A 13,511-nucleotide genomic window follows, 5' to 3' on the forward strand; every position below is an offset into this window, starting at 1 on the left:
CGGCGGGCCTACTCGACCAATAAGCGCCGTCGATTTGCGCTTCGATGATTTCCGGCGGGCAATGCTCTATTTCGATGTCCCGGCCCGCCCTACGCGGAATTAAGCGCCGCGAGAATCCGGTCGCCCATTTCGCTCGTGGTGAGGCGGCCGCCGAGGTCGGGCGTGCGTTCGCCTTCTGCCAGGCATTGTTCGACGGCGCGGCGGATGCGCGCCGCGGCGCTGGGTTCCTGGAGCCAGTCGAGCATCATGGCGGCGCTTAACATTGCAGCCGTGGGGTTGGCGATGCCTTTGCCGGCGATATCCGGCGCGGACCCGTGGACCGGCTCGAACATTGAGGGGAACGTGCGCTCTGGATTGAGATTGGCGCTTGGCGCGAGTCCCAAGCCGCCGCCGAGGACGCCGCCCAGATCGGTCAGTAGATCGCCGAACAGGTTGGAAGCGACGACGACATCGAACGCCTCCGGCCAGCGGACGAAATTCATCACTGCTGCGTCGGCGTGTTGCTTGTCGGTGACGACGTCGATGTATTGCGGCGTAATCTCGTCGAGGATTTCATCCCACAATACGTAGCTATAGCGCATGGCGTTCGACTTGGTGATCATCGTCAGCTTGCGCCGCCGTGTTCGCGCGAGCTGAAAGCCGAAGTGCAGGATGCGCTCAATGCCGCGCCGCGTGTGAATGGCCGTTTGCAGCGCGAATTCTTCCGGCTGGCCGATCTTGAACCGTCCGCCGTTGTTGACGTATTCCCCTTCGGAGTTCTCGCGCACGACGATCAGGTCGATGTCGCCGCTCTTTTTGGAGGCCAGCACGCTTTTCAACCCGGGAAACAACTTTGCGGGGCGCACGCAGGCGTATTGATCGAAGCGCTGGCGGAGTTCCACGAGCGGCGCGAGCGTCACATGATCCGGTAGCTCGGCTGGCCAGCCCACCGCGCCCAGCAAGATCGCATCCTGTCCGCGGAGTTGATCGAGGAAATCCGCCGGCGCGACGCGGCCGTGCTTGCGGTGGTAGTTCACGCCCCAGGGAAGCCAGGTGTATTCGAGCTTCAGGCCAGGTTCGAACGACTGGACTTGGTCAAGTACGCGGATCGCCTGATCGATCACTTCCTGGCCAATGCCGTCGCCGGGGTAGACGGCGATGCGATGACGACGAGGCGCGGGGGGCATGTTTTTGCTCGTTTCGATGACAGACGTTTTGAGCGAGTCGACCACAGTCTCCTTTCGCTCCGCGAAAGGCCGGACCTTTCGCGGAGCGAAAGGAGACTGTGGGGTCGCATGCTACGTTTGATACTTCGCCAGCACGTCGGCGCCAGCACAGACTTTTTGGCCGAGTTGGGCGATAATTTCCAAGCCCTCCGTGGCCGGCAAGTATAGTTCCGTGCGCGAGCCGAGTTTGATCATGCCGAACTTGTGTCCACGCGTGACGGATTCACCCGGGCGGAGTTCGCAGACTATGCGTCGCGCGAATTGGCCGGCGATCTGCCGCACGGCGAAGCGGCGATACGGCGGCTTTTCTTCTTCCATGCCGATCCACATCGCTTCGTTTTCGACCGCGCTCGCCGGATTGAGTGCACTGATGAACTGCCCGGGAAAATAACGTAGCGCCGTGACGCGGGCCGCAGCCGGTGCGCGATTGACGTGGACGTTGAAGATCGACAGGAACAGGCCGATGCGCACCGTCGGGCCGTCGATGTAGCCGTCGTATTCCAGCCGTGTGATGTCGACCACCTTGCCGTCGGCGGGCGAGACGAACAGGCTCGGCTCCTGGGGAATCGCTCGTTCCGGGTCGCGGAAGAACCAGACGATGAGTCCGCAAATCACGCAGGTGACGGGCGCGATCAAGTAAAACGGAACATAGGTCCGGCGAAAGGTGCTGGCGGCGATAATGGTCACGAGCGCCAGGGGGTACGCCATCAATTGCAACTCGCAGAGGCCCCAGCGCGCGAACGGGACCCGCTCCCGCCACTGAAATGGATCGTCCGAGACCGGCCAGGACGCGGTGCATTGATTGCGGAAGTACTTCAAATCGCGCGGGTCGAGCACCTCGTGCGGACAGCCGGTTGGGTCGCCGTGGCGGAGCTTGGCCATCCGCACGACGTACGCCTTGCGAAACGTCTTCAGGTACCAGCGGCGGACGCGGCCCCAGGCCAACTCGATCTGATAGCAAACGCCGCCGCCGGGCTGCACGCTCGGAATGTTGACAGGCAGCGGTTCCAACTCGGCGCGCTGAGACGAATTCGTGTGGTTCATCACGATAAGCGTACTATCTGGACAGGGCAGCGCGGAGTGGGAGTGTTCGGCGTTGATTCCATAGTAGCGAGCGTAAAACCCAGGGAAGGCCCCAATAGTCGTGGGCGATGGCAAAGTTCTGGGTGGCCTTCCCTGGGCTTGGCGGAGAAAGTCGTCGTTATTTGAACTTCGTCCCCGCTCCGGGGCGGACGGCGTCGCGCAGGACGCCGCCCGGATGGCGTGCCAGGCTGTCCGTGAACACTCGAATATCGCCCACTACCGGGCGGAGGTCCTTGGTGAGCTGGTTGATGTTCAGGACTGTGTTGTTCAGGTTGTAGTACAGGTCCGGGTTGTTGAGCAGTTGCGCGACGGTGCCTTCGGAATCGTTCAGGCGATCGGTGAACCGGCCGACGCCATCCAGGGCGTAGTTGAGCGTGGTCAGCGTGGTGTCGAATTTTGCGGCGATCTCTTCGCTGCGCTCGGCGAGCGGGGCGGTGATGCTCTCGACGTTCTTCAAAGTTCGATTCGCCGAACCGATGGCCACTTGCATCTCGTCGATCGTGGCGTGGGCGTCGGCCAGCAGCTTGGGTAAATCGGCCGCGGCCTGCTTGATGTTCGCGCGAAGTTCCGGGTCACCGGTGATTTCGTTGATGTTGTCCATCGACTTGTTCAGGTTGTCGAGCGTGCGCTCCGCCTTGTCGACGATCCGCGAAAGTTGATCATCCTCCGACGCCAGCACGCGATTGAGTCGCTGCGCCAGGCGGCTGATTTCCTGCCCGGCGAGCTCGACGCTCATCAAAGTGCGATTCACCGGGTCTTCGATCTCGCTGAGAATCGACGTGGGATCGACTTTGTCTTCGCCGACCAGCAAATCGCCCGGCTGAATCTCGTCCGCCGGCAGGCCCAGATCCTCGCGTTTGACGAACGAGATTGCCGCGTCGCCGCCGATCAGCGAGCTACCGATGCGGGGCACCTCGTTTTTCATCAGCTTGCGGTCCGCGTCAATTTCGGCCGTGACTAGTGCGCCGGCGTCTTCCTTCAGCTCCACATTGGTTACGCGGCCGATGGTGATCCCACTTTTCTTGATCGGCGTATCGCGCACGACGCCGCTGCCGTCCTGAAAGGTGATGAAGACGGTGTAGCGGCGATGAAAAAACGACGGCAGCTCGCCAAACAGCAGCACGAGAATCCCCGTGATGCTGAAGGTGGCCAGCACCATCACGCCGACCCGAAACTGCATCGTGCGTTCGTCCATGGCGGGAGCAGCTAGTGAAAGTAGGTGAGGTAACAAAGTAGGTCAGGCACCGCTGTCGATGTCAAAGTCACCGCGCCGAAATCACGTCGCAGCTACACCCAAAATGCTGCGCAGGTTTGTGCCTGACAGCATCGACGTCGCTCCTGTCAGGCACAAGCGGGTCAGCGACTCGGGGCATGAAGATGGTTTGATTCGATTCATGCCGTTTGCTTTCGACTGCGGCACCTGACCTACGTGATGGCGGCGCCTGAACTACGGGATCTATTTGCTTCTCTCTAATTCTTGTAGGCGTTCACCCGCTTCGCCGCGGACGAATTGCGTTACGCGCGGGTCCGGGTGATCGTCGAGTTCTTCCGGGGCGCCGTCGAAGATGATTTGCGGTTCGCCGCGTTCCAGCCGGGACAGCGGATAGAACATCACGATGCGGTCGGCCACCTTGCGGGCGGAGTGCATGTCGTGAGTGACCACGATGCCGGTCACGCCCGTGCGCTTGCGCGTGCGGAGGATTAACTCGTTGATGACGTCGCTCATGATCGGGTCGAGGCCCGTGGTCGGCTCATCGTAGAGGACTACCTCGGGATTCATCGCCAACGCCCGGGCCAGGCCGACGCGTTTGCGCATGCCGCCGGAGAGTTCCGCCGGCTTCTTGCTCAGCACGTTTTCGGCGAGTCCGACCTCGAGCAAGCGTTCGCGGACGATGTCGTCGATCTCGCCGGCCTTCACGTCGTCGTTCTGGCGCAATGGGAACGCGATATTCTGGGCGATGGTCAAGCTGTCAAACAGCGCCGCCATCTGGAAAACGTAGCCGAACCGCAGACGTTGTGCGGTGAGTTGCTTGTCATTCAGCTTGGTCAAGTCGCGGCCGTCGAAGATCACTTCGCCGCTTGTGGGACGCACGAGGCCGATCATCGTCTTCAAAAACACCGTCTTCCCGCACCCGCTCTCGCCGATGATCGCCACCGTCTGCCCGCGGGGGATCTCCAGGTCGATCTCGCGCAGCACCGCATTGCCGTCAAACACGACGGACACGTCACGCGCCGTAATCAGCGGCTCGCCGGAGTCGGTCGGCGTTGGACGGCGGGTTTTGGGCACTTCGGATTTTCCTAATGGATCTCACTAGCCCGACGCGCAAGCGAGGGGGAGTTGACGTTGGCCGTGAGAACACGTCGTACTCAAATCGACGTCCGCTCCCCCTCGCTTGCGCGTCGGGCTAGTAAATTCGCTTTCTCGTGCATCAAATAATCCTTGGCCCTTCTGGCCAGAGGTAGAAGTAGAACGCGTCGAGCAGGATGCCGAGCAGGAGGTCGATGATGAGGATGACGACGAACGAGGCGACGAAAGAATTGGTGGCGGCGCGGCCGACGCCTTCGGCGCCGGGATCGCAATGGAAGCCGCGATGACAGCTGATGACGGAGATCGCGGCGCCGAAGAACAGGCTCTTGAAGACGCCGCTGAATAAGTCGAACAGACTCACGAACCGCTGGGAGTGGTCCCAGTAGTGGTGTGAATCGATGTGCAGAATCACCACGCTGTAAAACCAGCCGCCGGCCACGCCCATGAAGTCGGCCATGATGGTCAGCGTCGGAATCAAGAACAGGCAGCTCAGGAAGCGCGGGACCACCAGATAATGAATGGGGTTCGCCCCCATGCTAGCGAGGGCGTCGATCTGCTCGGTGACTTTCATCGTGCCCAATTCGGCGGCCATCGCGCTGCCGACGCGTCCGGCCAGCATGGTGGCGGCCAACACCGGCCCCAACTCGCGCACCAGCGACATATTGATCACCGCGCCAAGCCGCGTCTCCAAGCTGAGCACGCGGAACTGGGCATAACTCTGCACGGCGAGCACCATACCGATGAACGTTCCCGTCAAGGCGACGACCGGCAAGCTGAGGACGCCGATCTGATAAAAATTCGGGATCAGCGTCTCGCGCCGCGGCAGCCGGGTGAACAGCCAGGACAAGGTGCTGAAACCAAACAGTGCCAGCCCGCCGAGGGCGACCATCCAACCGTTGAACTGCCGCCACATATCGAGCGCCGCCCGCCCCACACCGGAAAACAAGGCGCGCACCAGCCCGTTCCGCGGCGCGGCAACAGTGGGGAGCCTTCCGGTGGCCATGGTTTGCGCCTCCGCTCAAAGAGCGCGCCGCCCGTCGGCGCGCAATGGGGCGCATAGACTATCGTCCGGCAAGAATTTAGGCGTGAGCAAAGTCTGCGGGTTGGGTGGATTTTAAGGTTGCAGGGCACGAATACGACTCGGGCAAGCTCGCCAATCTCCCCATCCTGGCTGGCTTCGCGCAAACTAAGTGCATTGCCAATGCAGGCCGCTCACTTTGCAACTGTCGCACCAGAATACGTAGGCAATTCCCCCACTGCCCCAAAGGAGCTCTCCGCCCTCGGCGGTCGGCAATAGGGAGTCGAGCTGCATCAAGAACCCCATCTTCGTACCGCAAGACAAACAGTTAAGGTACTGTGCATCCTGAATCCATGTTGGATATCCGCCAACGCGATTGAGATTCTGTCGGCTATTTGAGTTCCCCCAATCCTGCCACCGCCAACGTTCGCCCGAATCAACGAACGCAACTTCGCAAGGAAGAATATCGCCTGCCGGGAATTCGGGCTCGCCTGGTTCGACAGTGAGGCAAGTTGGTTTACCGTCACTTTCGTGCCGGTAGTACATTCTTTCCTTTACCCAACCCAAGCACCGCAGGCAACACTCAATCGTCAGACGGTTGAGTTCCGACACCCAGGGAAACCCCTCCGTGCAATTGGCGCTGATCAGGATGTTGGTGTGCCGTCCGCAACTGCCGCAGACGGCGTTTCCAATGCCTCCAATTCTGGCGCGCGATACAGCCGTGCTTGACGCGGTCCACGTCGGATGTTGCATGAGCCACGAAGGTCGGTCCGCGCGGAAATAGTCGTGCGGAAACGCTATGTGCAGTGGTTTGGGCAAATAAAGCGGCCTAACGCTCCCGTTCACTGATTCAAAGCCCACAGCATGCAAATAGTAGGCAAGCGTTAGCGGCTCCAGACCACCAGACGCCGTGTATGTTTCGCCTAAATCGATCTGTTTGGTTCGGTCTATCGCAGCGGCAAACGCGCTTTCGCTTCTGATTTGTAGGAGACAATCCCACGCCTTCTTTCTGATTCCCTGCGGCGCGCCCGTAGCATCGATTTGATCACATAGCCACTCAACCGCCGCGTCGTCGGCCTCCCTCCAGGGCCAATTTTTGTAGAAGCTACCTTGGTTCGGTGCGCGGTGAAAAATTGCGGGCAGATGTGGATGCAGCGAATTGACGCACTGCAGCGATGCATGGCAGATTACCGAATCGGCCGAGGGCCAGTTCTGCTGCTTGTTCAATAGTTCGATCGCTTGACCGCTAAGTTCGGGCCAACGGTCGTTGGGAATGTAGCTCAATACATCCTCAATGAATGTATGGCCGTCCTGCACGCAGGCCAGCAATTCGCGTGCTATTGCATACGCAGCGTCGGGAGACTCGTAGGCCATCGCGAGTCCGCGTTCCTGAGCATCGCATTTCCATTTCTTTTTCCCGAATTCGCGAACAAGTTGCGTAATTTCGTCCATGTGATATCCTCGCTCCGGAAAAACGGGGCACGTCGAAACGCGTAGATCTGCTCGCACTTAACATTACCCAAACAGCTCCATCACCGGCTCCCCCAGCCCATCCTTCGTCACATAAAACGGCCGGCGTTCGATTTCGTAGCCGTGGTTGGCGGGAATGCCGAGGGCGCGGTAGATCGTGGCGTGGAGGGCTTCGATCTGGATCGGGTTTTCGATCGTCTTGCAGGGGCGTTCGTCGGCGGTCTTGCCGTAGAGGAAGCCCTTTTTCATGCCGCCGCCGAACATCAGCACGCAGCCGGCGTCGGTGAAGTGGCGGTGCATGCCGTAGTATTTCAGCTCGTTGACCACGTCCGGCACTTCGACCTGATCCTTGACCTGATTGCCTGGCTTGCCTTCCATCATCATGTCGCGGCTGAATTCGCTGGCCAACACGACCAGCGTGCGATCGAGCAGCCCGCGGGCTTCGAGGTCGAGAATCAATTGCGCGATCGGCGCGTCGATCTCGGGCTTCAATTCCGAGAGCCGTGTGTGGCCGTTGTCGTGCGTGTCCCAATGTTTAAAGGGGATGTATTCGGTGGTGACTTCGATAAACCGCGCGCCGACTTCGACCAATCGCCGCGCGAGCAAGCAGCCGAGCCCGAAGCGGCCGGTGTTGTATTTGTCGTAGCTTTCCTTCGGCTCCTCGCTTAGGTCGAACGCCTTCGCCGCCGGCGAGCTAAGCAACCGGTAGGCGTTTTCGACGCTCCGCTCCAGCGACTCGCGTTGATAGTCGCTGCCATGTTGCGCTACCGGGCTCTGCGCGATGAGCTTGCGATACGACTCGTACCGGGCGTTGAAGCGTTCGGCGCTCATGCCGCCGGGCGGGCGAATCGCGTTCACGGCCTGGTCCGGATACGGCAGCAAGAAGGGGCCGTACTCGGTGCCGAGGAAGCCGGCCTGGTGAAAGGCCTTGAGTTCCTCCCCTTCCCCGACGTCGAACCTTTGCCCGATATCGATGAAGGCCGGCACCACAGGATCGCGCGGGCCGAGCGTCTTCGAGATCCACGCCCCGATGTGCGGCGCGGCCACGGTTTGCGGCGGGGCGTAACCGGTGTGCCAGTGATATTGATGACGCGAGTGGAGAATGAAGCCCAAGTCGCCGGCGCGGTAGGAGCGGATCAACGTCCCGCGATCCATCACCGCGGCCGTCTTCTCCAGTCCGGCCGAAAACTTGATGTTGTCCACCGCGGTGTCGATCGTAGGAAACGTGCTGAGAATGCGATTCGACTCGACGCCCGGCTCGAACGGCGTGTACCGCTTGGGGTCAAACGTCTCGGTAGCGGCCATCCCGCCCCCCATCCACAACACGATCACCGCATCCGCCGTGGCGGGCAGCAGCACATCGGAAGTCAACTCCGCGTGCAGCCCGCGCGGCGAACCGGCCGCCAACGCGGACAAAGTGGCCGCGGAAGCAGTCTTGAGAAAGTCACGGCGAGAGGGGGAGGAGGACATCGAATCGCCTCGGATGTTGGAACCGCGAAATGCGCCAAATCACGCGAAAAGGGGACGAAAAGACTGTTTAGCGAAATGTGCTCTTGATTGATACATGCCGGCTCAATTCATTGGGAATCAGACTTCTTGGTGAGCACGAGCCGTTCGTATTCTAGTTTTGGTTGGTGGCCGAAATTGACGAGTATGGCGAGTTGGAGATTCGTTGCTCGCAAATAGTTGATCGCTTGTGCTCGATGTTCGTTTGCTAAGCCAGTGACCGCCTTCAACTCGACGATTATTTGTTCGTAGCACAGGAAATCGGGAAAATACGTTTGGTTTAGAAGGCGGCCAGGATAGGACAATCGCAACTCGGGCGTGGGAACAAACGGAATTCTTCGATTCGCGAATTCAATCCCCAAACATTCCTGATAAACGGCCTCCAAAAAGCCGCTTCCCATGCCTTTGTAAACGTCAAAACAAGCGCCAACAATCTCAAAGCATTCCTGCTTGAAAATCAACTCGCTATTGCCTTCAGCCATTTCCCCAACTCCTTTTTCGCGCCTTTTCGCGAGTTTAGCGGTTCCAAGTTCTCTCAGTATACCAACTGAAACTCCGGCGACATGATGATGGACCAGAGTAGATCCTGGATGCCTTCCGCCGTGGCTTCTGAGCCGAGGAGTGATTCCGCGTCGTCTTGTTCTTCCGGGCGTGGGCTGCGGCCGAGGGCTTCTCGGTAGATGCGTTGCACCAGTTCGTCGCGGTCTACGCCTTGCGCTTGCCAGTAGGCGCCCCCTTTCGCGAGTTGATCCGCCAGGGTTTGGCCGTTGGTCAATTCCAGCGCTTCGAGCGTGGTCGCCGTTTGCGGGCGGGACGTCACGACTTGTTCTCGATTGGGACGGCCCATCGCGTTCGTCAATGGGTTGGACGTTTTCAACGCGGCGCGCACGCCGATGTCCTTTACGGCCGGTTCGCCACCGACTGGCGGCATTTCGACGTCCGGCTTTTCTGGCCAGTTATGCGTGATTTGAGAGAGCGCGTCGGAGAATTGCTCCGCCGAGAGACGCTTCACCACTGGCCCGTGGAAGATAAAGGTCTCGGCGTCGCGTTCGCCGCGATCGACCGCCGGCATCTGGTAGGCGCGCGAGGTGAGAATCAAGCGCAGCGTGTGTGTGAGATCGTAGCCGTGTTCGGCGAGGTCGACGGCGAGCCAATCCAACAAGTCGGCGTTCCAGGGCGTGTTGTCCATGTCGTCGACGGGCTCGATGATCGCGCGCCCCAGGAACTTGCCCCAGAGTCGATTGACGATTGTCCGCGCGAATCGGCCGTTCTGTTCGTGCGTCAGCAGGTCGGCGAGCTGCTGCAAGCGAACGTCGCGATTTCCCTGGCTGTCGATCGCGCCGAGTTCTGGATACAGGAACTTCAGCGGCGCGTATTCTCCTTTGGGTTGATCGCAGCGATGGACCTCGAGTTGGGCTTCGGCGAAGACGCCAGCGAGTCCGTACGCGTCGTGGAGCGTCCAATCGTTGATGAAGCTGTCGTGGCACGACGCGCATTTGAGATTCACGCCCAGGAACACTTGCGAGACATTCTGCGCCGCCTGCATTTCCGGGACCTGGCTGGCATTCACGACGCCGCGCCACGTGATGCCCTTGATAAACCCTTCGGCGCCCGGCGCGCCGGTGACCAACTCGCGGACAAATTGATGGTACGGCTTGTTTTCACCGAGCGCCGTGAACAGCCATTGAGAGATTTGTTGCCGGCCACCGTCGATGTAGCCGGTGCCTTGGTAGTCGTTGCGGAGTGCGTCGTTCCAGAAACTGAGCCAGTGCGTGGCGTACTGCTGCCGATCGGCCAATAAGCGATCGACCAGCATCGCGCGCTTGCCTGGCACAGAGTCAGCGCAGAACGCATCCAAATCTTCAGGCGACGGCAATAAGCCGATCACGTCTAGATACGTACGTCGAGCGAACGTGCGATCGTCTACCAGCTCAGTCGACGAATGACCGCTGGCCTCTAGATAAGGTGCGAGCAGGCGATCGATCGGATGTTCGCTGCCGGCCGTTTCCGCGGACGGCAACTCCGGCTGGCGCGGCTTCAACTCCGCGGGCACGTACTTCGGGCGGATCACAAACCCTTCTTCCCACGCGAGCCCCTGGTCGATCCACGCGCGGAGGATGCCGACCTGCGCGGCCGTGAGCTTCGGCCCCTTGGCCGGCATCACGCGATCCGGGTCTTGTTGCGCGACGAGGTGAATCAACAGGCTCTCGGCGCTATTGCCTTCGATCACCGACGGCCCGGAATCGCCGCCGGCGAGGACCGATTCGCGCGTACTGACCTGATACCCGCCGTCGTCGTTCTTCCCGGCATGACAGGCGACGCAACTGCCGAGTAGAATCGGCGCGACGTCCTTATGAAAGTCGATTTGCCGCTCTGCGGCCGGCGGCAAATCCGGCGTTTCATCCGCGCGAGCCGGGATTGCCCTACCGCTGAGCAGAAGCAGGCAAAACATCAAGCGCGAAACAGACATCTCGGGCGTCTCCAGAAGCGGACAGGCGGGAGCAGGCGGGCGGGGTAGCTTCCATCATCGACGACGACGGACGGCGGTTCAAGTGGCGCACGCGCCGTAGGTCAGGCTTTCCAGCCTGACGAGTTGCGGCACCGATTCTTTTCAACGGCGCGAGGCCGCCTCCTGTCAGGCTGGAAAGCCTGACCTACAAACTACAGATATTCCTTCCAGCCGCGTTCTTCCATGATTTTCACGATCTTGCGGATGGCTTCCTCGTCGTGCTTGTTGGCCACCAGCGTAGCGTCGGGCGTGTGGACAATGAGGCAGTCTTTGAGCCCCAGCGTGACGATCAGGTGATCGTCCGGGCCGCGGACGATCGTGCCGTGAGTGTTGATGCCGAGATGTTTTCCTGCGACAGTGTTGCCGTCGGCGTCGGAGGGGAGCAATCGCGCGATGGCTTGCCAACTGCCGACGTCGTCCCAGGAATACGGCGCCTCGATGACGGCGATGTCGGTGGCGTGTTCCATCACCGCGTAATCGATCGAGATGCCTTTGATGGCGGCGAATTCTCGCTCCAGCGTGGCTTCGTACTTGTCCGTGCCGAAGGCGTCGACGATCGCTTTCAGATGCGCGAACATTTCCGGCTGACGACGCTGCAACTCGTCGGCGATCGTGCGGGCTTTCCAGACGAAGATGCCGGAGTTCCAGTAGAACGTGCCGGCGGCCAGGAATTCTTCCGCCAACTTGGCGTTCGGCTTCTCGCGGAATTTCTTCACGCGGAACGCCGGCGCTTCGCCAGATGCAATGGGCAACGCTTCGCCGCGTTCGATGTAGCCGAAGCTTTCGGCCGGATACGTCGGCTTGATCCCGAACGTGACGATCCGGCCTGGCTGGGCGTCGACCAGGCGCGCGGCTTGTTTCACCGCCGCTTGATAGACCTCGATCGGACCGATGACATGGTCAGACGGCATGACGGCCATCGTGGCGTCCGGATCGCGGGTGGCCAGCAGGAGCGCCGCCAGGCCGATGCACGGCGCGGTGTCGCGCTTGCAGGGTTCGCGAATGATGGAACTGGCCGGCAGCGATGGCAATTGCGCTGCGATCGCGTCGGCTTGCTGGGCGTTGGTGAGGATCAGCATTTGATCCGCCGGCGCGAGCCCGATCAGCCGATCGACGGTCGCTTGGATCATCGTCCGCTCGCCCACGAGGGGCAGCAGTTGTTTCGGCCGCAAGTGGCGGCTTTCCGGCCAGAATCGGGTGCCGGAACCTCCGGCCATGATCACGGGATAAAGCATGCGTGGCAGCTCCTTGCTGTGCGTCTGGATTCCCGTGGGCGCTTTGGCAGTTTGCGGTTTTTGGCGGGTTCTGGCAAGGGAGGGCCAGGCGCGGCGTTGACCCAATCCCAAGAGACAGGTACAGTTCGCCCCCGAATTCACCTCGCGCGGAGCCGGCCGATGCCGACCTACTCACCGCCGCAGATTCCGTCGCCAGCACGCGGCGGCTGGGGCTCGCTGCCCAGCACCTTTCGCGTGTTGCACATCGCGCCGGAGGGGCGCGCGGACGCCTGGCTGGCCGAGGCCTTCGCCGCGGATAATGCCGTCGACGTGAAATTGACGGAGATCGCCGGCGCGGCGGCTGGGCTGGAACAATTGAACGTTGCCTCGTTCGACGCGGTGCTGGTCACGCATCTGGACGGCGTGCAAGACGCCTTGGCGATCGTCGAAGGAATCCGCGGCGCTGGTGGCGACGAGGCGCTGGTGATCCTCGGCGCGCAACCGGAATTGGAGATGGCGCCGCTCAGCTTCGAGGTCGGTGCTGATGCGTATTTGTCGCAGCGAACAACGTCAACGCGCGGCCTGCTCTGGACGTTGACGAAAGCGGTCGAACGCTGCCGCATGGTGCGCGAGAATCGCCGCCTTTCGCAATTGGAGCGCTCGCGATTGGAACGCGAGCACCACGAGGCCGAGCACGTGCTCTGCGAGCAGCGGGCCTTGGTGCGCGACCTGGAATCGTTACATCGGCGTTGCGAGGACGGGACGGAAGATTCCGAGGCGGTTACCTCCGCGAGCGCCGAACTGGCTTCGCGTAATACGTTGCCCGCGGCACAGAACGATTTACCGGCGCCGCTCGTGGCGCACTATCGCGAGTTGCTGCGCACCCACGTGATCATGGGCTCCGGCAACCTGGCGGAAGAAATGCGCTTGCTCGCCGAACTCTTGGCGACGGCCCACATCAGCGCCCGGCAGACGTTGCAATTGCATCTCTTGGCGTTGGAAGAGTTGGTGCGCGGCCTCGGCGCACGCAGCACGCGGCATGTACTGACGCGCGCCGATTTGCTGGTGCTGGAGATGATGCTCTACCTGGCGGAGGAATATCGCCGCCGCAGCGGGGAAACGGCAATGTCCTCCCAAGCGGCTTGAAGCGCGAACATTAGCCCGTAGCGCCAGCGAGGGAGAGAAGACGTTGCCAACG

The 13,511-nt window shown here is 61.1% G+C and carries 11 protein-coding genes; 1 reads left to right on the forward strand and 10 read right to left on the reverse strand.

From position 1 onward, the window contains the following. Positions 1-89: 89 nt before the first annotated feature. The 10 genes from SGJ19_00885 to SGJ19_00930 all read right to left on the reverse strand — a co-directional run bounded on the left by SGJ19_00885 (position 90) and on the right by SGJ19_00930 (position 12,334). Positions 90-1,166, reverse strand: a complete 1,077-nt coding sequence (locus SGJ19_00885; protein ID MDZ4778789.1) for an isocitrate/isopropylmalate family dehydrogenase — start codon at positions 1,164-1,166, stop codon at positions 90-92. A gap of 111 nt (positions 1,167-1,277) precedes the next feature. Continuing rightward, entirely contained in the window at positions 1,278-2,249 is a 972-nt protein-coding gene (locus SGJ19_00890; protein MDZ4778790.1) for a phosphatidylserine decarboxylase, read from the reverse strand. Between the two features lie 157 nt (positions 2,250-2,406). Then, positions 2,407-3,483: an MlaD family protein gene (locus SGJ19_00895; protein MDZ4778791.1), complete on the reverse strand. Its 1,077-nt coding sequence runs from the start codon at positions 3,481-3,483 to the stop codon at positions 2,407-2,409. A gap of 261 nt (positions 3,484-3,744) precedes the next feature. Further along, a complete protein-coding gene (locus SGJ19_00900; protein ID MDZ4778792.1) occupies positions 3,745-4,575 on the reverse strand; it encodes an ABC transporter ATP-binding protein in 831 nt (276 codons plus the stop codon). A 142-nt stretch (positions 4,576-4,717) separates the two neighbouring features. After that, the gene (locus SGJ19_00905) at positions 4,718-5,485 is read right to left on the reverse strand and encodes an ABC transporter permease (GenBank protein MDZ4778793.1); all 768 of its coding nucleotides are present in this window, start codon (positions 5,483-5,485) and stop codon (positions 4,718-4,720) included. Between the two features lie 297 nt (positions 5,486-5,782). After that, the gene (locus tag SGJ19_00910) at positions 5,783-7,066 is read right to left on the reverse strand and encodes a hypothetical protein (GenBank protein ID MDZ4778794.1); all 1,284 of its coding nucleotides are present in this window, start codon (positions 7,064-7,066) and stop codon (positions 5,783-5,785) included. 63 nt (positions 7,067-7,129) lie between these two features. Next, complete coding sequence (locus SGJ19_00915; protein ID MDZ4778795.1) at positions 7,130-8,554, reverse strand: DUF1501 domain-containing protein; 1,425 nt, start codon at positions 8,552-8,554, stop codon at positions 7,130-7,132. Positions 8,555-8,661: 107 nt separating this feature from the next. After that, a complete protein-coding gene (locus SGJ19_00920) occupies positions 8,662-9,072 on the reverse strand; it encodes a GxxExxY protein (GenBank protein ID MDZ4778796.1) in 411 nt (136 codons plus the stop codon). 53 nt (positions 9,073-9,125) lie between these two features. Beyond that, entirely contained in the window at positions 9,126-11,060 is a 1,935-nt protein-coding gene (locus tag SGJ19_00925) for a PSD1 and planctomycete cytochrome C domain-containing protein (GenBank protein ID MDZ4778797.1), read from the reverse strand. Positions 11,061-11,251: 191 nt separating this feature from the next. Further along, positions 11,252-12,334, reverse strand: a complete 1,083-nt coding sequence (locus SGJ19_00930) for a mannose-1-phosphate guanylyltransferase (protein ID MDZ4778798.1) — start codon at positions 12,332-12,334, stop codon at positions 11,252-11,254. A gap of 159 nt (positions 12,335-12,493) precedes the next feature. Here SGJ19_00930 and SGJ19_00935 point away from each other — a divergent pair, with 159 nt between their 5' ends. After that, positions 12,494-13,459 carry a hypothetical protein gene (locus tag SGJ19_00935; protein ID MDZ4778799.1) on the forward strand — a complete coding sequence of 322 codons (966 nt, stop codon included), beginning with the start codon at positions 12,494-12,496 and terminating at the stop codon, positions 13,457-13,459. Positions 13,460-13,511 lie beyond the last annotated feature (52 nt).

The sequence above is a fragment of the Planctomycetia bacterium genome, from assembly GCA_034440135.1.
GTDB lineage: Bacteria > Planctomycetota > Planctomycetia > Pirellulales > JALHLM01 > JALHLM01.